Consider the following 23,051-nt stretch of genomic DNA (forward strand, 5'->3'; position numbering starts at 1 on the left):
TCGGCACCGCAGGGCAATGGATATACTCGGGCCATGAACAAGCTGTCCCTCTCCCCGATGCTCATTGCGGCCGCGTGCGTGCTGCTGTTCCTCACCGCCTGCGGCAACAAGGGGCCGCTGGTGATGCCGCAGAAGCCGGTGCCGGTCGAAGAACCGGTGCCCGGCGAGGCGCCCGCACCCGCCGCGACCGATGCCGACGACGATGCCGCCGATGCCGAGCCGGCCGACGGCGTCCCGCATGAATAGCGCGCCGCGGCTGCGCTTCAGCAAGATGCACGGGGCCGGCAACGACTTCGTGGTGCTGGACCTGCGCGATGGCACGCCGCCACCGGACGCCGCATTGGCGGCGCGTCTGGCCGACCGCCACCGTGGCGTGGGCTGCGACCAGATCCTGACCATCGAGCCGCCGCGCGGCGAAGGCTCGGTGGCGTCCTACCGGATCTGGAACGCCGACGGCTCCCACTCGCAGCAGTGCGGCAACGGCGCACGCTGCGTGGCGGCGTGGCTGGTACGCGACGGCAGTGCCGCGGGCGAGGCGTTCCTGATCGACAGTCCGCTGCGCACCCATGAGGTGCGGCGGCTGGACGGCGGGCGGTACGCGGTGGCCATGGGCCATCCGGATTTCGAGCCCGCGCGGATCCCGCTGATCGGCTTCCCGCGCGCGCGCGAGGAATACGTGGTGCCGCTGCAGGGCGAGAACGTGCGCTTCGGCGCGGTCTCGATGGGCAATCCGCACGCGGTGCTGGAGGTGGGGCTGATCGATGCCGCGCCATTGGAGCGCCTGGGGCCGCTGCTGCAGCAGCACGCCTCGTTCCCGGAATCGGTCAACGTCGGTTTCATCCAGGTGCTGGACCGCGGCCGTGCGCGGCTGCGCGTGTTCGAACGCGGCGTCGGCGAGACCCTGGCCTGCGGCAGCGGTGCCTGCGCCGCGGCCGTGGTGCTGATGCAGCGCGGCCGGCTGGCGCGCGATGCGGTGCTGTCGCTGCCCGGCGGCGAGCTGCGGATCCAGTGGCCGGACGATGCGGCGCAGGTCGTGATGTCCGGCCCGGCGGCCTTCGTTTTCGATGGAGAGTGGATGGGATGAACGAGACCCTCGAGAAAATCGGCGCCCATGAGATCGCCGCCTGGCTGCGGCGCCACCCGGGCTTCCTCAAGCAGTTCCCCGACCTGGCGCTGACCCTGGTGGTGCCGCGCGACGACGGCCCCACCGCCTCGCTGGCCAGCTACCAGCTGGAGGTCCTGCGCGACAAGAACCGTGAACTGCTGCGGCGGCTGGCCGACCTTGGCGGCAACGCGCAGATCAACGAGCGGCTGGCCGTGCGCACCCATCAGTTGACCCTGGCGCTGATGCGCCAGACCAGCGCCGCCGACACGCTGCGGGCGATGGCCGCGTCGCTGGAGGAGGACTTCGCCGGCGACCTGGTGCGCATCGTCAGCCTGGAGGCGGTGCCCGAGCTGGAACAGGCGCCCTGGCTGCAGGTGATCGCGACCGGCGATGCGCGGCTGGCGCCGTTCCACGACTGCCTGCAGGACGGCGAGCCGATCTGCGGCCGGCTGCAGCCGGAGAAGAACGAGGTGCTGTACGGCGAGCGCGTCGGCGAGGTGCTGTCCACCGCATTGCTGCCGCTGCCGGGGGTCGGCCTGATCGCGGTCGGCAGCCACGATCCGAACCGGTTCTATCCGGGCATGGGCACCTTGTTCCTGCGCATGATGGGCGAGGCGCTGGCGGTGGCGCTGCAGCGGTTCCGCGCCGGCTGAGGCGCGCGCAGGATGGACGCCATCCAGGCTTTCCTGTCCTATCTGCAGGTCGAACGGCGGATGTCCGCGCATACGCTCGACGCCTACCGCCGCGATCTTGCTGCGCTGGCGCAGTGGTGCGAGGCGCAGCAGGCCGGCGCACCCGCCGGACTGGACAGCGACCAGGTGCGCGAGTTCATCGCCAGCGGGCACCGGCGCGGGCTCGCGCCGCGCAGCCTGCAGCGGCGCCTGTCGGCCCTGCGCAGTTTCTACGCCTGGCTGCTCCGCAACCGGGTGATCGCCACCAGTCCGGCCGCCGGCCTGCGCGCGCCGAAGGCGCCGCGCAAGTTGCCGCAGGTTTTGGACGCCGATGAGGCGGTGCAGCTGGTGGAGCTGCCGACCGACGCGCCGCTGGGCCTGCGCGACCGCGCCCTGCTGGAGCTGTTCTATTCCTCCGGCCTGCGGCTGAGCGAGCTGTGCGCGCTGCGCTGGCGCGATATCGATGTCGCCAGCGCCATGGTGCGGGTGCACGGCAAGGGCAACCGCGAGCGCACGGTGCCGGTCGGTTCGCATGCGCTGGCGGCGTTGCAGGCATGGCGCGGCGACAGCGGCGGCACGGCCGAGGCGCCGGTGTTCCCCGGACGCGGCGGTGGCCCGATTAGCCAGCGTGCGGTGCAGATCCGCATCAAGCAGCTGGCGCAGCGGCAGGGCCTGTTCAAGCACGTGCACCCGCACATGCTGCGGCACAGCTTCGCCAGCCACATCCTGGAATCCTCCGGCGACCTGCGCGGCGTGCAGGAGCTGCTCGGGCATGCCGACATCGCTACCACGCAGATCTACACCCACCTGGATTTCCAATACCTGGCCAAGGTCTACGATGCCGCACATCCGCGCGCGAAACGGCGCGGTGCGGCCGATCCCGAGTGAGCGGCGGACGACGTTGGCCGGCGGATGATGCCGGCGGGGGCGCGTTGAACGGACATCGCGCGACGGCCGCGCGTCGCGCAGCGCGGTGCCGGGGTCCCCGGCACGCGCACCGCCCTCCGCCGGTGCGGGATGGCGCCGGTCCGACCGTCGACAGTCGCGGCGGCCAGGCCTGCATCCTGCCCGCGCCCGGCGGACGGCCGACCTGAATCGCATGCCCGGGTCCGCGGGGCCGCGCTTGAACCCTCCGGGGACGTCCCCATTGTTTCCGGGACCCCCCGGAGGCCCCGCAATGGATCCCAGCCAGAACCCGAACGTTTTCCATGCCACCACCATCTGCTGCGTGCGCCGCGGCGACCAGGTGGCGATCGCCGGCGATGGCCAGGTGACGCTGGGCCACACGGTGATGAAGGGTAATGCGCGCAAGGTGCGCCGGCTGGGCCGCGACGGCCAGGTGCTGGCCGGTTTCGCCGGCGCCGCCGCCGACGCCTTCACCCTGTTCGAGCTGTTCGAGGCCAAGCTCGAGAAGCACGGCCAGCTGACCCGCGCCGCGGTGGAGCTGGCCAAGGACTGGCGTACCGACCGCCGCTACGGAAAGCTCGAAGCACTGCTCGCCGTGGCCGACCGCGAGACCTCGCTGATCATCAGCGGCACCGGCGACGTGATCGAGCCGGAGGACGGCATCATCGCCATCGGCTCCGGTGGTTCGTACGCGCTGAGTGCGGCGCGCGCGCTGCTCGCGCACACCGAGATGGACGCGAAGTCGGTGGCGACCGAGGCGATCAGCATCGCCGGCGGCATCTGCATCTACACCAACACCAACGTGGTGGTCGAGGAACTGTAAGGCGGCCGCGCCGGCCCCGGCCGGCAACCGCAGCGTTCCTGGCCTGCCAGGGCTGCCGGCCCACGGCCGGCACTTCCCCCGAATCCGTGAGCACATCCATGTCGAAGATCGAAGTTTCCTCCGCCACCATGACCCCGCGCGAGATCGTGCAGGAACTGGACCGCCACATCGTCGGCCAGCACGACGCCAAGCGCGCGGTCGCCATCGCCCTGCGCAACCGCTGGCGGCGGATGCAGTTGCCGGCGGAGCTGCGCAACGAGGTGATGCCGAAGAACATCCTGATGATCGGCCCCACCGGCGTCGGCAAGACCGAGATCGCGCGCCGCCTGGCCACGCTGGCCAATGCGCCGTTCGTCAAGGTGGAGGCCACGCGCTTCACCGAGGTCGGCTATGTCGGCAAGGACGTGGAGCAGATCATCCGCGACCTGGCCGATACCGCGGTCAAGCTGTACCGCGAGCAGGCCAAGGTGCGGGTGCGCACCCAGGCCGAGGAGAAGGCCGAGGACCGCATCCTCGACGCGCTGTTGCCGCGCCGCAGCGCCGGTATCGGCTTCGACGCGGAAGCCGCGCGCAACGAGCCGTCGGCGGCCGACAGCGAGACCCGCGTCAAGTTCCGGCGCATGCTGCGCGCCGGCGAACTGGACGAGCGCGAGATCGAGCTGGACATGGCCGCCAACGTCAGCATGGACATCATGACCCCGCCGGGCATGGAGGAGATGGGCCAGCAGCTGAAGTCGATGTTCGCCAACCTCGGCGGCGGCAAGTCGAACAAGCGCACCCTGACGATCAGGGCCGCGCGCCCGCTGCTGGTCGAGGAAGAGGCCGGCAAGCTGGTCAACGAGGACGACGTCCGCGCCGCCGCGATCGAGGCCTGCGAGCAGCACGGCATCGTGTTCATCGACGAGATCGACAAGGTCGCCAAGCGCGGCGATGCCAACGCCTCCGGCGGCGACGTCTCGCGCGAGGGCGTGCAGCGCGACCTGCTGCCGCTGGTGGAAGGCTCCACGGTGTCCACCAAGTACGGCACGATCAAGACCGACCACATCCTGTTCATCGCTTCCGGTGCATTCCACCTGGCCAAGCCCAGCGACCTGATCCCAGAGCTGCAGGGCCGCTTCCCGATCCGGGTGGAGCTGGGGGCGCTGAGCAAGGCCGACTTCGTGCGCATCCTGACCGAGCCGAGGGCCGCGCTGACCAAGCAGTACGAAGCGTTGCTGGCCACCGAGGGCGTCAAGGCCGGCTTCACCGGCGATGCCATCGAGCGCCTGGCGGAGATCGCCTTCCAGGTCAACGAGCGCCAGGAGAACATCGGCGCCCGCCGCCTGCACACCGTGCTGGAGCGGCTGCTGGATACGCTCAGCTACGAGGCGCCGGACCGCGATGGCGAATCGGTCACCATCGATGTGGCCTATGTCGACCGGTACCTGGGCGAGCTGGTGCAGGACCCGGACCTGAGCCGCTACATCCTGTAGCCGCGGCCGGCGGCAAAGCCGGGGCCCGCCGCCTGCGGGCTTCCCCGGGCCGCGCCGGCGGGGGCGCGGCGCCGCCGCCCGTCTCAGAGGTCCCAGGCGGCGCTGTCGTCGTCCTGCGGGAATACGCCCGGCTCGAACACGCCGTCGCGCACGTAGGCCTGCAGCACCACGTCCATGATCTTCAGTCCGTCGCGTTCCAGGTCGTATTCCTCCGGCTGCGCCATGGCGTTGTAGAGCGCGCCGGTGAGGCCGATGTGCAGGATGCGGCTGGCAATGGCCGCATCCGTGCCTTCGCGCAGCTGTCCCAGTTCGCGGGCCCGTTCCAGCGCCCGGCCCACCATGTCCAGTTCTTCCTGCGAGTTCTGCCGCTGCATGGACTGGATGCTCCGGCTTTCGCTGGACTGCTCGCAGCGCAGCAGGATCTCCATCAGGTGGCGCTGGCGCGGGTCGTTGGCCAGCTCCGCCAGCGAGACGCGGATCACCGAGCGCAGGTCCTGCACCGGCGTCTGCCGCTGCGGCGCATAGGTGCGCTGCAGGCGCTGCACGAACGGCATGCGCTCGCGCTCGATCATCGCCTCCAGGACTTCGGTCTTGTTCTTGAAATGCCAGTACACCGCGCCGCGGGTGTAGCCGGCGCGCGCGGCGATCATCGCCAGGGTGGTCGCGACCACCCCCCGTTCGTGGAAACAGGCCACGGCCGCGTCGAGGATGCCCTCGCGGGTGGCCTGTGATTCCTCTTTGCTCTTGCGTGCCATCGCCTCGTTTTGTTGTGCACGGTCCACATGAAACCTGTCTGAATTCTAGCAATTTACAAACAGACGTGTATGTATGTATTCTTCCGCGTTCAGTCCGCCAGCCATCGCGGTACGGTGCGGGGTTTCCCCGTCCCGTGCGCCGCCGAACGCCGCCATGGGCCTGCCGCATCGTCCGGCCTGGCCTGCGGCATGCGGCCTCTCACTACTTCCCGAGTCCTGCGCCATGAGCCGATCGATCGCCCGTCCCGCCATCCTGTCATTGCTGGTCGCCGGCGCATTGGCCGCCTGTGGCGGCCAGCCGCCGCAGCCCGAGGGCGGCGCCGGGAACGTCACCGTCGTCACCCTCAAGACCCAGCCGGTCACCCTGACCCGCGAGCTGGCCGGCCGCGCCACCGCCACCCAGATCGCCGAAGTGCGCCCGCAGGTCAACGGCATCGTCGCCAAGCGGCTGTTCACCGAAGGCAGCGTGGTCGCGCAGGGGCAGCCGCTGTACCAGCTGGACGACGCCGCCTACCGTGCCCAGGCCAACAGCGCGCGGGCGCAGCTGGCGCGTGCCGAGGCCAGCGCCAACGCCGCGCGCCTGGCCGCCCGCCGCAGCAGCGAGCTGATCGCCTCGCGGGTCATCAGCACCCAGGACGACGAGAACGCGCAGGCGGCGATGCAGCAGGCCGTGGCCGATGTCGGTGCCGCGCGCGCCGCGCTGGACGCGGCCAACGTCACTCTCGGCTATGCGCGCATCACCGCGCCGATCAGCGGCCGGATCGGCAAGTCCAGCGTCACCCAGGGGGCGCTGGTCAGTGCCGGCCAGGCCGATCCGCTGGCCACGATCAGCCAGCTCGATCCGATCTACATCGACGTCAGCCAGTCCTCGGCCGAGCTGCTGCAGCTGCGCCGGGAATTGAACGCCGGCCGCCTGCAGGACGTCGCCGGCATGCCGGTGGAGATCCTGCTCGAGGACGGCACGCCGTTCGCCCACCAGGGCGTGCTGGAATTCTCCGAGGTCAATGTCGATCCCTCCACCGGCACCTACGCCCTGCGCGTGCGCGTGGACAACCCCGAGCAGGTGCTGATGCCGGGCATGTTCGTGCGCGCGGTGGTCGGCAGCGGCGTCCGCCAGCAGGCCCTGCTGGTGCCGATGCAGGGCATCGCCCGCGACCCGAAGGGCGATACCAGCGCGATGGTGGTCGATGCCGAGGGCAAGGTCGCCGTGCGTCCGGTCACCGTCAGCCGCACCGTCGGCGACACCTGGCTGGTCGAGGAGGGCCTGGAGGCCGGCGACAAGGTGATCGTCGAAGGGCTGCAGAAGATCGCCCCTGGAATGCCGGTGCAGGCCACTGAGAAGGGTGCAGACGCCAAAACCGCCAAGCCGGCCGCGCCGGCCGCACAGCCGTAAGCGGAGACATCCATGGCTCGTTTTTTCATCGATCGGCCCATCTTCGCGTGGGTCATCGCCATCATCATCATGCTCGCCGGCGCACTGGCGATGCTCAAGCTGCCGATCTCCATGTACCCGGAGGTCGCGCCGCCGTCGGTGGAGATCAGCGCCACCTATCCGGGCGCCTCGGCCAAGGTGATCGAGGATTCGGTGACGCAGATCATCGAGCAGAACATGAAGGGGCTGGACGGACTGCTGTACTTCTCGTCCGAAAGCTCCTCCAACGGTCTGGCCACCATCACCCTGACCTTCCAGAGCGGCACCGATCCGGACATCGCCCAGGTGCAGGTGCAGAACAAGCTGCAGCTGGCCATGCCGCTGCTGCCGCAGGAAGTGCAGCGCCAGGGCATCAATGTGGCCAAGTCCTCCAGCGGCTTCCTGCAGGTGGTGGGCTTCGTCTCCGATGACGGCAGCATGGACGAGAACGACATCGCCGACTATGTCGGTTCGAGCATCGTCGATCCGCTCAGCCGCGTGCCCGGCGTCGGCAACATCCAGGTGTTCGGCGGCAAGTACGCCATGCGCATCTGGCTGGATCCCAACAAGCTGCACAGCTACCAGGTGTCGGTGGACGAGGTGACCGCGGCGGTGCGGGCGCAGAACGCCCAGGTGGCGGTCGGCCAGCTCGGCGGCGCGCCGGCGATCAAGGGCCAGCAGCTCAACGCCACCATCAACGCCCAGGACCGGCTGCAGACGCCCGAACAGTTCCGCGCCATCGTGGTGCGCAGCGAGGCCGACGGCTCGGTGCTGCGGCTGGGCGACATCGCACGGGTCGAACTGGGCGCGGAGACCTACGAGTTCGTGACCCGCTACAACGGCAAGCCCTCCACCGGCATCGCCATCACCCTGGCCACCGGCGCCAACGCCCTGGCCACCGCCGAGGGCGTGCGCACGGCGCTGGACGACCTCAAGCCGGGCTTCCCGCGCGGGCTGACCGCGGTGGTGCCGTTCGACACCACGCCGTTCGTGAAGGTGTCGATCAAGGGCGTGGTCAAGACCCTGCTCGAGGCGATCGCGCTGGTGTTCCTGGTGATGTACCTGTTCCTGCAGAACTTCCGCGCCACGCTGATCCCGACGATCGCGGTGCCGGTGGTGCTGCTGGGCACCTTCGGCGTGCTCGCGGTGCTGGGCTTCTCGATCAACATGCTGACCATGTTCGCCATGGTGCTGGCGATCGGCCTGCTGGTGGACGATGCCATCGTGGTGGTGGAGAACGTCGAGCGGATCATGGCCGAGGAAGGCCTGTCGCCGCTGGAGGCCACCCGCAAGTCCATGAGCCAGATCACCGGCGCCCTGGTCGGCATCGGCCTGGTGCTGTCGGCGGTGTTCGTGCCGATGGCCTTCATGTCCGGCTCCACCGGGGTGATCTACCGCCAGTTCTCGGCCACCATCGTCTCGGCGATGGCCCTGTCGGTGCTGGTGGCGATCGTGCTGACCCCGGCGCTGTGCGCGACCATGCTCAAGCCGTTGAAGAAGGGCGAGCAGCATGTGACCCACCGCGGTCCGGCCGGCCGTTTCTTCGGTGCCTTCAACCGCGGCTTCGACCGCTCCAGCGCCACCTACCAGCGCGGCGTGCGCGGCATCCTGGCGCGGCCCTGGCGGTTCATGGCGGTGTTCGTGGCGCTGTCGCTGGCGATGGTGCTGCTGTTCATGCGCCTGCCCAGTTCGTTCCTGCCCAACGAGGACCAGGGCGTGCTGATGGCGATGGTGCAGGCGCCGGTCGGCGCCACCCAGGAGCGCACCCTGGAATCGATCTACAAGCTGGAAGAACACTTCCTGGAAAACGAGAAGGACGCCGTGGAATCGGTGTTCTCGGTGCAGGGCTTCAGCTTCGGCGGCATGGGCCAGAACGCCGGCATCGCCTTCATCAAGCTCAAGGACTGGGGCGAGCGCGGCGGCAAGGACGGGGTGATGCCGATCACCGGCCGGGCGATGATGGCGCTGGGCCAGATCAAGGATGCCTTCATCTTCGCCTTCCCGCCGCCGGCGATGCCGGAGCTGGGCATCGCGTCGGGCTATTCGTTCTTCCTCAAGGACAACGGCGGCCACGGCCACGAGGCCCTGGTGGCCGCGCGGAACACGCTGCTGGGCCTGGCCGGGGAGAGCGACAAGCTCGCCAACGTCCGTCCCAACGGCCAGGAGGACACCCCGCAGCTGCGGATCGACATCGATGCGGCCAAGGCCGGTGCCCACGGGCTCTCGCTGGATGCGATCAACGGCACCCTGTCGGCGGCCTGGGGCTCGAACTACATCGACGACTTCGTCGACCGTGGCCGGGTCAAGCGGGTCTATGTGCAGGCCGACGACGCCTTCCGCATGAACCCGGAGGACTTCCAGCTGTGGTCGGTGAAGAACAAGGACGGGCAGATGGTGCCGTTCTCGGCCTTTGCCAGCCAGCGCTGGGACTATGGTTCGCCGCGCCTGGAGCGCTACAACGGCGTGTCGGCGGTGGAGATCCAGGGCGAGACCGCGCCGGACGTCGCCTCGGGCGTGGCCATGGCCGAGATCGAGCGCCTGGCCAAGCAGCTGCCGGAGGGCTTCGGCATCGAATGGACCGCGCTGTCCTACCAGGAGCGTGAAGCCGGGTCGCAGACACCGCTGCTGTATACGCTGTCGCTGCTGATCGTGTTCCTGTGCCTGGCCGCGCTGTACGAAAGCTGGAGCGTGCCGACCGCGGTGCTGCTGGTGGCGCCGATGGGCATCCTCGGCGCGGTGCTGGCCAACACCTTCCGCGGCATGGAACGCGACATCTACTTCCAGGTGGCGATGCTGACCACGGTCGGCCTGACCTCGAAGAACGCGATCCTGATCGTGGAGTTCGCCAAGGAGAACCTGGACCGGGGCGTGGGCGTGATCGAGGCGACCATGCATGCGGTGCGCGACCGCCTGCGGCCGATCATCATGACCTCGCTGGCGTTTGGCCTCGGCGTGCTGCCGCTGGCCATCGCCTCGGGCGCCGGTTCGGGGGCGCAGCGCGCCATCGGCACCGGCGTGCTGGGCGGCATGCTGGCCGGCACCGTGCTGGGCGTGTTCTTCATCCCGCTGTTCTTCGTGGTGGTGCAGCGGGTGTTCAACCGCCGGCGCCTGCCGGCCCAGGACGGCACCGCCGGCGGCTGACGCGGCCGGGCCGGAGAATGCAGGACGCGGAACGCCGGGCATCGCCCGGCGTTCCGCGTTCCGGGGACCGCGAGGCAGGCCGAGGGGCAGGCTGCCTCACGGTGCAGGGGAGGCGGGAGCGCCCGATGCAGGGCGACGCCGGCACCGTCGCGGCCGCTGCCCGGGTCCGGGCATGCATCGGGGTGGAGCATCGCGCCGCAGGGCGACGCCGGCACCAGGGGCGCGTCCCCCGCGCTGTGCAGGCGCGGCGGGGGGCTCCGCGGCTATTCGCCGATGTCCTCGTTCCAGACGTCCGGGTGCGCGCCGATGTAGCCCTGCATCATGTCGATGCAGCCGGCATCGTTCAGGTCGATGACTTCGACCCCGCTCTCGCGCAGCCAGTCGATGCCGCCGCGGAAGCTCACCGACTCGCCCACCACCACGGTGCCGATGTTGAACTGGCGCACCAGGCCGCTGCAGTACCAGCACGGCGCCAGAGTGGTGACCATGACCGTGTCGCGGTAGCCGCGCTGGCGGCCGGCCTTGCGGAAGGCGTCGGTCTCGCCGTGGATCGACGGGTCGCCCTCCTGCACGCGGCGGTTGTGGCCGCAGCCGAGCAGGCGGCCGTCGCGGTGGTACAGCGCCGCGCCGATCGGGATGCCGCCCTCGGCCAGGCCCTGCCGGGCCTCGGCGATGGCGGTGTCGAGCAGGGCGCGGTAGTCGGGGGTGGCGATCATGGGCGGGCCTTGGCGGGAGGAGCGCCCATCATAGCGGCCCGTTCCACCGGGCTTCCCGGGCGCCGACGCGCCGCCGGCGCGCCGCCGGCGCGGGAGTGCGATAATCGGCCCATGAGCGAATCCCCCTACAAGAGCGGCACCACCCACTTCGGTTTCCGCGACGTGCCGGCCAAGGACAAGCAGAAGCTGGTCGGGCAGGTGTTCACGTCGGTGGCCGACAACTACGACCTGATGAACGACCTGATGAGCCTGGGCATCCATCGGTTGTGGAAGCGCTATTTCGTCGCCACCGCCCAGGTCAAGCCCGGCGACCGGGTGCTGGACCTGGCCGGCGGCACCGGCGACATCGCGGTGCTGCTCAAGGAGCGGCTGGGTGCCGACGGCAGCGTGGTGCTGGGCGACATCAACGCCGGCATGCTGTCGGTGGGGCGCGACCGGCTCACCAACCGCGGCCACGTCGCCGGCTTCGAGTGGGTGCAGTGCAACGCCGAGGCGCTGCCGTTCCCCGACCAGAGCTTCGACCTGGTGACCATCTCCTTCGGCCTGCGCAACGTCACCGACAAGGACGCCGCGCTGCGCGAGATGTACCGCGTGCTCAAGGTCGGCGGCCAGGCCCGGGTGCTGGAATTCTCCGAGGTCACCGCCGACTGGTTCAAGCCGATCTACGACTTCCACTCGTTCAAGGTGCTGCCGAAGCTGGGCAGGCTGTTCGCGCGCGGCGACGGCGACAGCTACCAGTACCTGGCCGAGAGCATCCGCAAGCACCCGCCGCAGGACGCGCTCAAGGCGATGATGGGCGAGGCCGGGTTCGACCGCTGCCACTACAAGAACCTCAGCGCCGGCATCGTCGCCATCCATTCCGGCTACAAGATCTAGCGCGGCGCGCGTGCCGGACGCGGCTGCGTCCGGAGCGCGGTGCCGACACCCTCCGTTTTCCGCCGCAAAGGTAAGCCCATGCGTTCACCCTTCCTGATGCTGCCCCTGGCCGTCGCGCTTGCCGCCGGCTGCGCCAAGGACCCCGCCGCACCCGTTGCCGCGCCCGTCGCCGAGAAGCCCGCCGCCGCCGTGAATACCGTCAGCCGCAGCCACGATGAAAGCTCCTACGCCGAACCGGACAAGGTCGTCATCAAGGACCTGGCGCTGGACCTGAAGGTCGATTTCGACGCCAAGCAGATCGGTGGCACCGCCACCTACACGCTGGAGTGGAAGGACAAGGCCGCCCGGCAGCTGGTGCTGGACACCCGCGAGCTGACCGTGGAGAAGGTCGAGGCGGTCGCCGCCGATGGCGCCGGCTCGCCGCTGGCGTTCGTCCTGGCCCCTGCCGACAAGGTGTTCGGCAGCAAGCTGAGCATCGAGGCCCCGGAGCAGCCGGCCAGCGTGCGCATCACCTACCACACCGCACCGACCGCCTCGGGCCTGCAGTGGCTGGAGCCGGCCATGACCGAGGGCAAGAAGCTGCCCTTCATGTTCAGCCAGTCGCAGGCCATCCACGCCCGGTCGTGGGTGCCGCTGCAGGACACCCCGAGTGTGCGCTTCACCTACAGCGCGCATGTGGCCAGCCGCCCGGACGTGATGGTGTTGATGAGCGCCGACAACGATCCGCAGGCCGCGCGTGACGGCGACTACGCCTTCAAGATGCCGCAGCCGATCCCGTCCTACCTGCTGGCCATCGCCGCCGGCGACCTGGTGTTCGAACCGATCTCCACACGTTCCGGGGTGTGGGCCGAGCCGGCCATGGTCGGCAAGGCCGCCAAGGAGTTCGAGGACACCGAGAAGATGATCGGTGCCGCCGAGAACCTGTACGGCGAATACCGCTGGGGCCGCTACGACATGCTGGTGCTGCCGCCGTCGTTCCCGTTCGGCGGCATGGAGAACCCGCGCCTGACATTCGCGACCCCGACCGTGATCGTCGGCGACAAGTCGTTGGTCTCGCTGGTCGCGCACGAACTGGCGCATAGCTGGTCGGGCAACCTGGTGACCAACGCGAGCTGGAAGGACATCTGGCTCAACGAGGGCTTCACCACCTACGTGCAGGCGCGCATCACCGAAGCCCTGTACGGCGAGGAAGCGGCCGAGATGGAGCGCGAGATCGACCAGACCGACCTGCTCAATGAAGTGAAGGGCATGAGCGCGGCCGACCAGGCGCTGGCACTGCCGCCGCTGGCCGAGCGCGACCCGGACGAGGCCCTGAGCAACGTCGCCTACGTCAAGGGTGCCTGGTTCCTGCAGTTCCTGGAGCAGCGTTTCGGGCGCGGGGTGTTCGATCCGTTCCTGCGCGGCTGGTTCGACGACAACGCCTTCCAGAGCGCCGACACCGACCAGTTCGTCGCCTACCTGAAGAAGAACCTGCTGCCGAAGAACCCGGCCGCGGTGAGCGATGCCGAGCTGCAGGCGTGGCTGGAGGAACCGGGCATCCCCGCGTTCGCTCCCAAGGCGCGCTCGCGCAGCTTCGCCGTGGTCGACACCGCGCGCATCGCCTTCCTGGGCAGCGAGCAACTGCCCAGCAGCCAGGTGACCGGCGCATGGAGCACCCAGGAGTGGGTCCGTTTCATCGACGGCATGGGCGACACGCTGCCGCTGGAGAAGCTGGCGCAGCTGGACAAGGGCTACCACTTCACCGGCACGCCGAACGGCGAGGTCGCCATGCGCTGGTATCCGCTGGCCATCCGCAGCGGCTACACCGACGCCCGGGCGGCGGCCGGGGAGTTCATCCAGACGGTGGGCCGCCGCAAGCTGATCCTGCCGATCTATGCCGAGCTGCTGAAGACCCCCGAGGGGCTGGCGTTCGCCAAGGAGGTGTTCGCCAAGGCCCGGCCGGGCTACCACCCGATAACCACCGTCTCGGTGGAGGACATGATCGCCAAGGCCGAGGCCGCGCAGCGGCAATGAGCCGGCGCCGGTCCTGATGCTTTCCACGGCGGGCTTCGGCCCGCCGTTTTCGTTGGTGCCCGGCGGCGTGCGCAGGGGGCCGGTGCTGCAGGCGCGGCCGGACGCCGGGAACGGGGTGCCCATGACGTACGCGGCATGGCACGGCGCGGCGGGCGGAGGTCGCGCACGGACATGGCCGGCCGCGGCGAGGGTGACGTTGTCCGGGAAGTGTGTGACACTCGCCGGGCTCCTGTGCAAGGAGCATGTCCGGATGCCGCGTTTCGGGGGAAAGCGGCTCCGTGGATCGTTTCGGGGTTCCCTTCCGGGAATGAAACCGCACGGCGCGACGGGGTGATGCCCGGCGCGCGCGGGCGTTTGCGATTGTGTCTGAAAAGGGGGCGCACACGAGATGTCGAGCCTGTCATTCATCCCTGCGGTGCTGGCGCGGGCGTGCCTGGTCGGTGGACCGCTGCAGGATCCGGTCGTCGGCATGAGCGAGGCGCAGCGCAGCGCCGCCTGGGCCGCGCTGCGTTCGCGCGTGGTGTACATGGGCCGCTGGCCGGACCTGGACCGGCTGTCGGTGCATTTGTCTCCGGCGCTGGTGACGCGGGTCTGCGCACTGCTGTCGCGGCGCCAGACCGTGGCGTTCCTGGTGGCGCAGCTGGCCGAGGTCGACAGCCGCGCCAGCCAGGAGATCCTGGTCGAGCTGCATGCGCGCGGGCACCTGCAGTTCATGGACGGTGCAGCCGACGCCCCGGCGCCGGTGGAGACGCCGGCGGCCGCGGCCGACGGCACCCTGCGGCGGCTGTGGCGGCAACTGCTGTCGCCGCGGGGAGCGACCGGGTGACGGCGGCCAAAGACTGGAGCGTGGCGATCATGGGGCCGGTGGGCTCGGGCAAGACGACGGTGGTCCGCACCGCCAGCGACATCGCCACGGTCGATACCGAGGTGCGCCTGTCGGCGTCCGGCGAAGGCGACAAGCCGACCACCACCGTGGCGATGGACATGGGCACGCTGGAACTGGGCGAGGGTGCGCGGGTGCGCCTGCTGGGCGCGCCGGGGCAGGCGCGTTTCGACTACATGTGGGACATCCTGCTGGCGCAGGCGCGCGCGGCGATCGTGCTGGTGGACGGCACGGCCGCCGACGCCGAACGCCAGCTGCAGCACTACCTGGCGCAGGTGACGCAGCGCACGGTCGCGCGCGGGCGGGCGCTGTCGGCGGTGCTGATCGGCATCACCCGTGCCGACCGCGGCCAGGCCGTGGAACTGGAGCGGTTCCGCCTGCGCACGCGCGCCGGCGACTGCCCGTGCAGCGTCTGCCAGCCGCCGGTGGTGGCGGTCGATACCCGCGACCGCGGCAGCGTCGCACGGCTGTTGCTGGTGGCGACGGCGCTGCTGGAGATGAGCGAGCGGTTTCCCGAAGCGGCGCTGCACGAGCGGCTTGGCTAGGCAAGGACGGACGATGGCGATCGACAACAGGCAGGCGGCGGATGCCGTGGACGGACAGCGGCAGAGCGCGGCACGGCGCATCCTGCTGGGACTGCAGGCCGACGAACCGCGGGTGCAGGCGCTGGCCTGGGTATCGGCCGACGGGCGGGTCCTCACCTCGGTGGCGCCGCGGCTGGACCCGGACCGCATCGGTGCGATGAGCGCATCGCTGCTGGCACTGTCGCAGGCGGCCAGCCGCGAGGTGGAGCTGGGCGGACTGCGCCAGGTCATCCTCAACGGCGAGCAGCGGACGATGCTGTTCAGTGCGGCCGGCGAGGATGAAGTGCTGCTGATCGCAGCCGACAACCAGGTCAATCTCGGCCGCCTGCTGCTGCATGCGCAGCGCGTCAGCGGGCAGCTGGCGGCGCTGCCCTGACGGCCGGGGGCTGCACGCGGCCGGCGATTGTCCGATCATGGCGGTCCCCTCCGGAGAGCGTGGTCCCATGAAACCGATCCTGCCTGTCCTGCTGATCCTGTCGCTTGCGGCCTGCCGCGATCCGGATGCCGAGCGCCGGCAGCAGGAGGCCGCCGCCGCCCAGGCGCAGGCGCGCCGCGAAGCGGATGCCGAGGGCATCGGCAAGCTGTACGACGCCGCGGTGACCGCCACCGACTGGGAAAAGGCGAAGATCCATGGCGCCGCACTGCTGGACCAGTTCCCCGAATCGGAAGCGGCCGGGCGCATCGAGCCGGGGTTCGCCGAGGTCCGCGGGAAGGCCGAGGCCGCGCGCGAGCAGCGGCGCCTGCAGGGTCTGTGGCATTACAACCAGGTGGCCGCGCAGGGCGGCACCCAGCGCTCGGCGGCGATCTACAGCAAGGACCCGGTCGATGTGGACGGCAGCGGCCCCAGGCCGGTGCAGCTGGTGTTCCGCGACCATCCCGAATGGAAGCGGCACGCCTACCTGGTGCTGCCGGCCGGCGATTTCGCCCGGACCTGCTACCGCCGCTGCCAGGTGAGCGTGGCGGTGGACGGACAGGCGGCGCGGCCGATGGCCGCGTACCGGCCGGACACCGACGAGGCCATCGCCATGTTCATCACCGACAACCGCGGCCTGTGGCGGCAGGCGAGCAAGGCCGGCTCGATCGAGATCGGCTTCCCGGTGAAGGCCGGCGGCGAGCGCCGCGCGGTGTTCGAGGTCGGCGGCCTGGACGGCGGGCAGATGCCGGGCTGGGATTGAGCGGCGGCGTGCGCTCGTTGCCGCAGGTGCGCCACTGGGTGTTCGACATGGACGGCACCCTGACCGAACCGGTGCACGATTTCGAGCTGATCCGGCGCGAGCTGGGCATTCCTTCCGGTGCCGACATCCTGCACCACCTGGCCGGGCTGCCGCCGCCGCAGGCAGCCGCGGGCCACGCCTGGCTGGTGCACCACGAGCGGGCGCTGGCCGAGGCCGCCACGCCGGCGCCGGGCGCGGTGGCGCTGGTGCGCGCGCTGCAGACCGCCGGGTGCCGGCTGGGCATCCTCACCCGCAACGCGCGCGAACTGGCGCATGTGACGCTGGCGGCGATCGGGCTGGCGGACTGCTTCGCCGAGGTGGACATCGTCGGCCGCGGCGAGGTGGAGCCCAAGCCCTCGCCGGCGGGGCTGCAGGCGTTCGCCGCGCGCTGGGCGGTGGCGCCGGCCGCCATGCGCATGGTCGGCGACCACTATTACGACCTGGCCGCGGCGCGCGCGGCGGGCGTGCCCGGGGTGCTGGTCAACCAGCCCGACGGGGCGTGGCCGGGCCTGGCCGAGTACCGCCTGCGCGACTGTGGCGAACTGCTCGCCTGCTGGCAGGGCCGCGCGCCGGCCGGGTGAGCGGCGCCGGCGCGGCCGGGCCCGGACTCAGAGCGCGTAGCCGAACTGCTGCTTGAACTGCTCGTTGAATTCGTCGAAATCGAAGCGCTGGTTCTGGGTGCCGGGGTGCTCGACCTTGAGCGCGCCCATCAGGTTGCCCATGCGGCCGATGGTCAGCCAGTCGTAGCCCTTCTGGATGCCGAAGATCAGGCCGGCGCGGAACGCGTCGCCGCAGCCGGTCGGGTCGACCACGCGGCGCTCGTGGGCCGGCGGGATGTCGTAGCTCTTCTCCGGGGTATGGATCACCGCGCCCTTGGGGCCGCGGGTGGTGATGTAGGCCGCGACCCGGCCGACGATCTCCTTCTCGTTCCAGCCGGTGCGTTCCTGCAGCAGGTTGGACTCGTAGTCGTTGACCACCACGTAGTCGGCCTGCTCGATGAAGGTGCGCAGCTCGGGGCCGTTGAACAGCGGCATCGCCTGGCCCGGATCGAAGATGAAGGGCACCCCCATCTCCTTGAATTCCTGCGCGTTCTGCAGCATGCCTTCGCGGCCGTCCGGGCCGACGAGGCCCAGGGTCACCCCGGGAACGTCCTTCACGTGGTTCTCGTGGGAGCGCATCATCGCGCCGGGATGGAAGGCGGTGATCTGGTTGTTGTCATGGTCGGTGGTGATGAACGCCTGCGGGGTGAACAGCTCGTCGATCACCCGCACCCGCGACAGGTCGATGCCCAGCGCCTCGAAGTGCTCGCGGTAGGGGCCGAAGTCCGAGCCCACCGTCCCCATCGGCAGCGGGTCGCCGCCCAGCAGGTGCAGGTTGTAGGCGATGTTGCCGGCGCAGCCGCCGAACTCGCGGCGCATGCGCGGCACCAGGAACGACACGTTCAGGATGTGCACCTTGTCCGGCAATATGTGGTTCTTGAACTGGTCCGGGAACACCATGATGGTGTCGAAGGCAAGGGAACCACAGATCAGAGCGGGCATCGCGTACGGGCCTATGCGGGTGTGAGGGAACCGGCGCGAGGGGCGCCAAAGGCGACAAGGGTACTGGCTGCGGCGGTGCGCGACCAGAACCCGGGCGCGCCGGCGCGCGCGTGGCCGCCGGATTCTCCTTGCCCGTGCGGGGGTGGGTTGATAGGCTAGCCAACCCCCGTTTTCTGCCCATTTTTTCGCCATCCGGCGTGGGCGCGCGCCCTCAGGATCAGTTCCCCGATGTTCAAGAAGCTCCGCGGCATGTTCTCCAACGACCTGTCCATCGACCTAGGCACGGCCAATACCCTGATCTACGTCCGCGGGCAGGGGATCGTGCTCAACGAGCCCTCGGTGGTGGCGGTGCGCCAGGACCGGGCCATCGGCGGCACCCGTTCGGTCGCCGCGGTCGGGGCCGAGGCCAAGCAGATGCTCGGCCGCACGCCCGGGCACATCAGCACCATCCGCCCGATGAAGGACGGCGTCATCGCCGACTTCACCTACACCGAGGCGATGCTCAAGCACTTCATAAAGAAGGTGCACAAGTCGCGCGTGCTGCGCCCCAGCCCGCGGGTGCTGGTCTGCGTGCCGGCCGGGTCCACCCAGGTCGAGCGGCGCGCCATCAAGGAGTCCGCGGAAGAGGCGGGCGCCCGCGACGTCTACCTGATCGAGGAACCGATGGCGGCGGCGATCGGCGCCGGCATGCCGGTGACCGAGGCGCGCGGCTCGATGGTCATCGACATCGGCGGCGGCACCACCGAGGTGGCGGTGATCTCGCTCAACGGCATCGTCTACTCGGCCTCGGTGCGCATCGGTGGCGACCGTTTCGACGAATCCATCACCAACTACGTGCGCCGCAACCACGGCATGCTGATCGGCGAGGTCACCGCCGAGCGCATCAAGATGGAGCTGGGCTGCGCCTACCCGCAGGCCGAGGTGCAGGAGATGGAGATCACCGGGCGCAACCTCGCCGAAGGCGTGCCGAAGATGATCAAGATCAGTTCCAACGAGGTGCTCGAGGCCCTGCACGAGCCCCTCTCGGGCATCGTCTCGGCGGTCAAGCTGGCGCTGGAGCAGACCCCGCCGGAACTGGGCGCGGACGTCGCCGAGCGCGGCATCGTGCTGACCGGCGGTGGCGCCCTGCTGCGCGACCTGGACCGGCTGATCTCCGAGGAGACCGGGCTGCACGTGCAGGTGGCCGACGATCCGCTGACCTGCGTGGCGCGCGGCGGTGGCCGCGCGCTGGAGCTGGTGGACATGCACGGCAACGAGTTCTTCGCGCCGGAGTGATGGGCGCACAACCGGACGGGGGACGGGACATGACGGGGCGGTGCGCTTCCCGGCGCCTGCCGTGCGCCGGCCACCCGCCCACCGTCCGCGCGCCGGGCACGCCCGGCCCGTTCCCGCCTTTTCTCCCTTCGTTGCCAGCAGTCGTGCCGTGCCTCCTTACGCCGGACCACCCGTAGCTTCCCGCCAGGGCGACGCCAGCAGCACGCTGCGGCTGCTCGCCTATCTGGCGCTGGCGATCACCCTGATCGTGCTCGACGACCAGGGCGGCTGGCTGGCGCGCCTGCGGCAGCAGGCGGGCGTGGTCGCGCAGCCGGTCTGGGCGCTGGCCGGCCTGCCGGGGCGGCTGGGGGCGTCGGTCCGCGACAATGCCGCCAGCCACCAGCAACTGGTGGCCGAGAACCGCGAGCTGCGCAACCAGTTGCTGCTGGCCAATGCCCGGCTCACCCGGCTGCAGACCGCGGCGCTGGACAACGCGCAGCTGCGCGAGCTGCTGAACGTGGCCGAGCGCAGCGGTCTGGACGTGCAGCTGGCGCCGATCCTGGATATCGACCTGGACCCGGTGCGCCAGCGCCTGGTGCTGGACGCGGGCAGCCGCAAGGGCGTCCATGTCGGCCAGGCGGTGATCGATGCCGGCGGTCTGATGGGCCAGGTGATCGCGGTGACGCCGCTGCATTCGACCGTGCTGCTGCTGACCGACCCCGACCATGCGGTGCCGGTGACCGTGGCGCGCAACGGCGTGCGGCTGATCGCCTACGGCCGCGGCGACCGCCTGGAGCTGCGCGACATTCCGCTCAGCGCCGGCGTGGAGGTGGGCGACGAGATCGTCACCTCCGGGCTCGGCGGCCGGTTCCCGGCCGGCTTCCCGGTCGGCCGCATCCTGGAGCTCAGCCCCGACGATACCCATGCGTTCCTGGTCGGCGGGCTGGAGCCTGCGGCCAAGCTCGACCGCGGCCGCGACGTGCTGCTGCTGCGCTCGGTACCGGAAATCGCGCGGATGCCGGTGACCAGCGGGCTGGAGCCGCCTTCGCCCGGGCCGGCCGACCCGGATGCGGCGCCTGCCGCCGGCAGTGCCCGCGAGCCGGTGCCGCCGCCCGCGGACCGCCCCGCGGAGCCGCCGGCACCGGCAGGCCCACCGGCGGCCGCGGCGGGAGAGCGTCCATGAGCCGCCTGCGCAACCGCGGCTGGGTGTTGCCGGTCAGCGTGGCGGCCGCGCTGCTGCTGGGGCTGGTGCCGCTGCCGGCGCTGCTGCAGCCGATCCGGCCGTACTGGCTGGCGCTGGTGCTGGCCTACTGGGTGATCGAGACCCCGGAACGGGCCGGGCTGGGCTTCGCGTTCTGCATCGGGCTGCTGGCCGACCTGCTGTACGGCGGGATCCTCGGCGAGCAGGCGCTGCGGCTGGTGGTGCTGGCCTTCATCCTGCAGCGCTTCCGTGCCCGCATCCGCTTCTTCCCGTTGTCGCAGCAGGCCCTGGCGATCGGCGGCCTGCTGGTCAACGACCGCATCATCGACGCCGCCATCCATCTGTTCACGGTCGAGCCGCTGCTGCCGTGGAGCTACTGGTGGGCGCCGTTGCCGGGCATGCTGCTGTGGTTGCCGGTGTACCTGCTGCTGGACGCCGCGCGGCTGGGCAAGCGCGGGCGCTAGGCCATGTACGGGCGACGCCAGCAGAAGAACCCGCAGGCCGAGGTCGAGCAGTTCCGGCGGCGTGCGGCGCTCGGCTTCCTCGGCGTGGTGCTGGGGCTGGGCGTGCTCGGGGCCTGGTACTTCAAGCTGCAGGTGCTCGACCACGACGTCTACGCCACCCGCTCGGAGGCCAACCGCATCAAGGCGCGGCCGGTGGTGCCGGGGCGCGGCCTGATCTACGACCGCAAGGGCCGCCTGCTGGCCGAGAACGTGCCGGCGTTCCGGCTCGATGTCACCCCCAACAAGGTCGAGGACATGGCCGCCACGCTGGCCGGCCTGCGCACCCTGTTCGATCTCGACGACGAGGACATCGAGCGGTTCGAGCAGTCGCGCAAGGCGCGCCGCAGTTTCATCCCGGTGACCCTGAAACTGCGCGTCAGCGACGAGGAGATGGCCCGTTTCGCGGTGGACCGCTGGCGCTACCCGGGCGTGGAGCTGGAGCCCTACCTGACCCGCCGCTATCCCTATGGCGAGCTGCTCGCGCATGTCATCGGCTACGTCGGCCGGGTCGACGACAAGGACCTCAAGGAGCTGGGCGAGGGCAATGCCGCGCTGACCCATATCGGCAAGTCCGGGCTGGAGCGGTTCTACGAGCGCCAGCTGCGCGGGAAGGTCGGCTACGAGCAGGTGGAGACCAACGTGCAGGGGCGGGCGATCCGTACCGTCGGCCGGGTGCCGGCGCAGTCGGGCACCGACCTGCGCCTGTCCATCGATGTCGACCTGCAGCGGGCGATGGTGGAGGCCTTCACCGGCCAGGAGGGCTCGGCGGTGGCGATCGATCCGCGCAGCGGCGAGATCCTGGCCATGGTCAGCCTGCCGTCCTACGACCCGAACCTGTTCGTCAACGGCATCTCCCACGCGGACTTCAAGCGGCTCAACGAGAACCCGTCGCGGCCGCAGTTCAACCGGCTGGTGCTCGGCGGGGTCGCGCCCGGCTCCACGGTCAAGCCGTTCCTCGGCCTGGCCGGGCTGGACAGCGGCCTGCGGCGGCCGGAGGACAAGGTGCTGTCGCGGGGCATGTTCTACCTGCCGGGGGTGAGCCGCGGCTGGGGCGACGCCAACCGGGGCGGACATGGCTGGACCGACCTGCGTAAGTCGATCTCGCAGTCGGTGAACACCTACTACTACCAGCTCGGCACCGACATGGGAGTGGAGCGCTACGACCAGTACATGGGCGGCTATGGCTTCGGCACTCCCACCGGCATCGACCTGGCCGGCGAGATCGACGGCATCCTGCCGTCGCCGGCGGCCAAGGCCCGGCTGCGCAACGAGCGCTGGTATCCCGGCGACATGGTCAATGCCAGCATCGGCCAGGGACTGTGGAAGGTGACGCCGCTGCAGCTGGTGCGCGGCGCCGGCGGGCTGGCGTCCGGCCAGCTGCGCAGGCCGCACCTGGCGGTCGAGCAGCGCGTGGCGTTCGACCATGACTGGGCGCCCTTGCCGCAGCCGCCGGCCCGGCCGATCAGCCCCAATCCGGCCAACCTGCAGGCGGTGCGCGAAGGCATGATGGGCACGATGCAGCCTGGCGGCAGCGGCTGGCGCGTGGCCGCCGGCGCGCCGTACCGCATGGCCGGCAAGACCGGCACCGCACAGGTGGTCAGCCGCAAGGGCACGGCCGCGGTGAATCCGAAGAGCCTGCCGATGCACCTGCGCCACCGCGCGCTGTTCATCGGCTTCGCGCCGGCGGACGAGCCGCGGATCGCGATCGCGGTCGCGGTCGAGGGCGGAGGCTACGGCGGCGCCGCGGCGGCGCCGATCGCCCGCAAGGTGTTCGACGCCTGGCTGCTGGGCGTCACGCCCGGCGATGCCGACGACGCGCCGCCCGAGGGCGGAGGCGCGGCGGCCGGAAGCGCCCCGCCGGCCGCCGATGCCGGTACGCCGGACGCGCCGGAGGAGACGCTGCCGGCCACGGACACGGACACTGAAAGGGAAGCGGACACCGCGGCGCCGGCCGCAGTGCCGCCGGAGGAACGGCCGTGAGG

Annotated in this window: 22 protein-coding genes; 19 read left to right on the top strand and 3 right to left on the bottom strand. The window is 70.5% G+C overall.

Translation table 11 applies throughout. The annotated features are described in order from the left end of the window. Window positions 1-33: 33 nt before the first annotated feature. The 6 genes from lptM (at window position 34) to hslU (ending at window position 4,977) form a co-directional block, all read left to right on the top strand. Window positions 34-246 carry an LPS translocon maturation chaperone LptM gene (gene lptM / locus K5L01_RS10175; RefSeq protein WP_250064282.1) on the top strand — a complete coding sequence of 71 codons (213 nt, stop codon included), beginning with the start codon at window positions 34-36 and terminating at the stop codon, window positions 244-246. Continuing rightward, on the top strand, window positions 239-1,084 hold the full coding sequence (gene dapF, locus K5L01_RS10180; RefSeq protein WP_250064283.1) for a diaminopimelate epimerase: 846 nt from the start codon (window positions 239-241) through the stop codon (window positions 1,082-1,084). Before lptM ends, dapF begins: the two co-directional genes overlap by 8 nt. Further along, window positions 1,081-1,758: a DUF484 family protein gene (locus K5L01_RS10185; protein WP_250064284.1), complete on the top strand. Its 678-nt coding sequence runs from the start codon at window positions 1,081-1,083 to the stop codon at window positions 1,756-1,758. Before dapF ends, K5L01_RS10185 begins: the two co-directional genes overlap by 4 nt. 12 nt (window positions 1,759-1,770) lie before the next feature. After that, window positions 1,771-2,664, top strand: a complete 894-nt coding sequence (gene xerC, locus K5L01_RS10190; RefSeq protein WP_250064285.1) for a tyrosine recombinase XerC — start codon at window positions 1,771-1,773, stop codon at window positions 2,662-2,664. Between the two features lie 289 nt (window positions 2,665-2,953). Beyond that, entirely contained in the window at window positions 2,954-3,505 is a 552-nt protein-coding gene (hslV, locus tag K5L01_RS10195) for an ATP-dependent protease subunit HslV (RefSeq protein ID WP_250064286.1), read from the top strand. A 98-nt stretch (window positions 3,506-3,603) separates the two neighbouring features. Beyond that, entirely contained in the window at window positions 3,604-4,977 is a 1,374-nt protein-coding gene (hslU, locus tag K5L01_RS10200) for an ATP-dependent protease ATPase subunit HslU (RefSeq protein ID WP_250064287.1), read from the top strand. An 83-nt stretch (window positions 4,978-5,060) separates the two neighbouring features. Here the strand turns inward: hslU and K5L01_RS10205 are convergent, their stop codons facing one another. Continuing rightward, window positions 5,061-5,732 carry a TetR family transcriptional regulator gene (locus K5L01_RS10205; protein WP_250064288.1) on the bottom strand — a complete coding sequence of 224 codons (672 nt, stop codon included), beginning with the start codon at window positions 5,730-5,732 and terminating at the stop codon, window positions 5,061-5,063. A 223-nt stretch (window positions 5,733-5,955) separates the two neighbouring features. Here K5L01_RS10205 and K5L01_RS10210 point away from each other — a divergent pair, with 223 nt between their 5' ends. After that, window positions 5,956-7,125 carry an efflux RND transporter periplasmic adaptor subunit gene (locus tag K5L01_RS10210; protein WP_250064289.1) on the top strand — a complete coding sequence of 390 codons (1,170 nt, stop codon included), beginning with the start codon at window positions 5,956-5,958 and terminating at the stop codon, window positions 7,123-7,125. A gap of 12 nt (window positions 7,126-7,137) precedes the next feature. After that, window positions 7,138-10,284: a multidrug efflux RND transporter permease subunit SmeE gene (smeE, locus tag K5L01_RS10215; protein WP_250064290.1), complete on the top strand. Its 3,147-nt coding sequence runs from the start codon at window positions 7,138-7,140 to the stop codon at window positions 10,282-10,284. 263 nt (window positions 10,285-10,547) lie between these two features. Here the strand turns inward: smeE and K5L01_RS10220 are convergent, their stop codons facing one another. After that, window positions 10,548-11,000, bottom strand: coding sequence for a nucleoside deaminase (locus tag K5L01_RS10220; protein WP_250064291.1), 453 nt, complete (start codon window positions 10,998-11,000; stop codon window positions 10,548-10,550). A 111-nt stretch (window positions 11,001-11,111) separates the two neighbouring features. Here K5L01_RS10220 and ubiE point away from each other — a divergent pair, with 111 nt between their 5' ends. The 7 genes from ubiE (at window position 11,112) to K5L01_RS10255 (ending at window position 17,151) form a co-directional block, all read left to right on the top strand. Continuing rightward, window positions 11,112-11,876 carry a bifunctional demethylmenaquinone methyltransferase/2-methoxy-6-polyprenyl-1,4-benzoquinol methylase UbiE gene (gene ubiE, locus K5L01_RS10225; RefSeq protein WP_250064292.1) on the top strand — a complete coding sequence of 255 codons (765 nt, stop codon included), beginning with the start codon at window positions 11,112-11,114 and terminating at the stop codon, window positions 11,874-11,876. Window positions 11,877-11,954: 78 nt separating this feature from the next. Next, window positions 11,955-13,889 (top strand): M1 family metallopeptidase, encoded by a 1,935-nt coding sequence (locus K5L01_RS10230; RefSeq protein ID WP_250064293.1) that lies wholly within the window; start codon window positions 11,955-11,957, stop codon window positions 13,887-13,889. Window positions 13,890-14,277: 388 nt separating this feature from the next. Continuing rightward, complete coding sequence (locus K5L01_RS10235) at window positions 14,278-14,715, top strand: hypothetical protein (protein ID WP_250064294.1); 438 nt, start codon at window positions 14,278-14,280, stop codon at window positions 14,713-14,715. Then, on the top strand, window positions 14,712-15,317 hold the full coding sequence (locus K5L01_RS10240; RefSeq protein ID WP_250064295.1) for a GTP-binding protein: 606 nt from the start codon (window positions 14,712-14,714) through the stop codon (window positions 15,315-15,317). Before K5L01_RS10235 ends, K5L01_RS10240 begins: the two co-directional genes overlap by 4 nt. Window positions 15,318-15,330: 13 nt before the next feature. Continuing rightward, on the top strand, window positions 15,331-15,732 hold the full coding sequence (locus K5L01_RS10245) for a roadblock/LC7 domain-containing protein (protein ID WP_250064296.1): 402 nt from the start codon (window positions 15,331-15,333) through the stop codon (window positions 15,730-15,732). A 67-nt stretch (window positions 15,733-15,799) separates the two neighbouring features. Then, on the top strand, window positions 15,800-16,531 hold the full coding sequence (locus K5L01_RS10250; RefSeq protein ID WP_250064297.1) for a hypothetical protein: 732 nt from the start codon (window positions 15,800-15,802) through the stop codon (window positions 16,529-16,531). 47 nt (window positions 16,532-16,578) lie between these two features. Then, window positions 16,579-17,151, top strand: coding sequence for an HAD family hydrolase (locus K5L01_RS10255; RefSeq protein WP_250064604.1), 573 nt, complete (start codon window positions 16,579-16,581; stop codon window positions 17,149-17,151). A 27-nt stretch (window positions 17,152-17,178) separates the two neighbouring features. On the opposite strand, the gene K5L01_RS10260 is transcribed toward K5L01_RS10255, so the two are convergent. Continuing rightward, a complete protein-coding gene (locus K5L01_RS10260; protein ID WP_250064298.1) occupies window positions 17,179-18,111 on the bottom strand; it encodes a carbohydrate kinase family protein in 933 nt (310 codons plus the stop codon). Between the two features lie 228 nt (window positions 18,112-18,339). Here K5L01_RS10260 and K5L01_RS10265 point away from each other — a divergent pair, with 228 nt between their 5' ends. From K5L01_RS10265 to mrdA, 4 genes are all read left to right on the top strand, one after another. After that, a complete protein-coding gene (locus K5L01_RS10265; RefSeq protein WP_250064299.1) occupies window positions 18,340-19,386 on the top strand; it encodes a rod shape-determining protein in 1,047 nt (348 codons plus the stop codon). Between the two features lie 148 nt (window positions 19,387-19,534). Beyond that, a complete protein-coding gene (gene mreC, locus K5L01_RS10270; RefSeq protein ID WP_250064300.1) occupies window positions 19,535-20,548 on the top strand; it encodes a rod shape-determining protein MreC in 1,014 nt (337 codons plus the stop codon). Further along, window positions 20,545-21,030 (top strand): rod shape-determining protein MreD, encoded by a 486-nt coding sequence (gene mreD / locus K5L01_RS10275; RefSeq protein ID WP_250064301.1) that lies wholly within the window; start codon window positions 20,545-20,547, stop codon window positions 21,028-21,030. Before mreC ends, mreD begins: the two co-directional genes overlap by 4 nt. Before the next feature lie 3 nt (window positions 21,031-21,033). Next, window positions 21,034-23,049, top strand: a complete 2,016-nt coding sequence (mrdA, locus tag K5L01_RS10280) for a penicillin-binding protein 2 (RefSeq protein WP_425603878.1) — start codon at window positions 21,034-21,036, stop codon at window positions 23,047-23,049. The last annotated feature ends 2 nt before the right edge of the window (window positions 23,050-23,051 follow it).

This window comes from Stenotrophomonas mori, from assembly GCF_023556335.1.
Lineage (GTDB): Bacteria > Pseudomonadota > Gammaproteobacteria > Xanthomonadales > Xanthomonadaceae > Stenotrophomonas > Stenotrophomonas mori.

Excerpts from the sequence above, each read along its gene's own strand:
- lptM (WP_250064282.1), top strand. The coding sequence starts at position 34 with ATGAACAAGCTGTCCCTCTCCCCGATGCTCATTGCGGCCGCGTGCGTG.
- dapF (WP_250064283.1), top strand. The coding sequence starts at position 239 with ATGAATAGCGCGCCGCGGCTGCGCTTCAGCAAGATGCACGGGGCCGGC.
- K5L01_RS10185 (WP_250064284.1), top strand. The coding sequence starts at position 1,081 with ATGAACGAGACCCTCGAGAAAATCGGCGCCCATGAGATCGCCGCCTGG.
- xerC (WP_250064285.1), top strand. The coding sequence starts at position 1,771 with ATGGACGCCATCCAGGCTTTCCTGTCCTATCTGCAGGTCGAACGGCGG.
- hslV (WP_250064286.1), top strand. The coding sequence starts at position 2,954 with ATGGATCCCAGCCAGAACCCGAACGTTTTCCATGCCACCACCATCTGC.
- hslU (WP_250064287.1), top strand. The coding sequence starts at position 3,604 with ATGTCGAAGATCGAAGTTTCCTCCGCCACCATGACCCCGCGCGAGATC.
- K5L01_RS10205 (WP_250064288.1), bottom strand. The coding sequence starts at position 5,732 with ATGGCACGCAAGAGCAAAGAGGAATCACAGGCCACCCGCGAGGGCATC.
- K5L01_RS10210 (WP_250064289.1), top strand. The coding sequence starts at position 5,956 with ATGAGCCGATCGATCGCCCGTCCCGCCATCCTGTCATTGCTGGTCGCC.
- smeE (WP_250064290.1), top strand. The coding sequence starts at position 7,138 with ATGGCTCGTTTTTTCATCGATCGGCCCATCTTCGCGTGGGTCATCGCC.
- K5L01_RS10220 (WP_250064291.1), bottom strand. The coding sequence starts at position 11,000 with ATGATCGCCACCCCCGACTACCGCGCCCTGCTCGACACCGCCATCGCC.
- ubiE (WP_250064292.1), top strand. The coding sequence starts at position 11,112 with ATGAGCGAATCCCCCTACAAGAGCGGCACCACCCACTTCGGTTTCCGC.
- K5L01_RS10230 (WP_250064293.1), top strand. The coding sequence starts at position 11,955 with ATGCGTTCACCCTTCCTGATGCTGCCCCTGGCCGTCGCGCTTGCCGCC.
- K5L01_RS10235 (WP_250064294.1), top strand. The coding sequence starts at position 14,278 with ATGTCGAGCCTGTCATTCATCCCTGCGGTGCTGGCGCGGGCGTGCCTG.
- K5L01_RS10245 (WP_250064296.1), top strand. The coding sequence starts at position 15,331 with ATGGCGATCGACAACAGGCAGGCGGCGGATGCCGTGGACGGACAGCGG.
- K5L01_RS10250 (WP_250064297.1), top strand. The coding sequence starts at position 15,800 with ATGAAACCGATCCTGCCTGTCCTGCTGATCCTGTCGCTTGCGGCCTGC.
- K5L01_RS10255 (WP_250064604.1), top strand. The coding sequence starts at position 16,579 with ATGGACGGCACCCTGACCGAACCGGTGCACGATTTCGAGCTGATCCGG.
- K5L01_RS10260 (WP_250064298.1), bottom strand. The coding sequence starts at position 18,111 with ATGCCCGCTCTGATCTGTGGTTCCCTTGCCTTCGACACCATCATGGTG.
- K5L01_RS10265 (WP_250064299.1), top strand. The coding sequence starts at position 18,340 with ATGTTCAAGAAGCTCCGCGGCATGTTCTCCAACGACCTGTCCATCGAC.
- mreD (WP_250064301.1), top strand. The coding sequence starts at position 20,545 with ATGAGCCGCCTGCGCAACCGCGGCTGGGTGTTGCCGGTCAGCGTGGCG.
- mrdA (WP_425603878.1), top strand. The coding sequence starts at position 21,034 with ATGTACGGGCGACGCCAGCAGAAGAACCCGCAGGCCGAGGTCGAGCAG.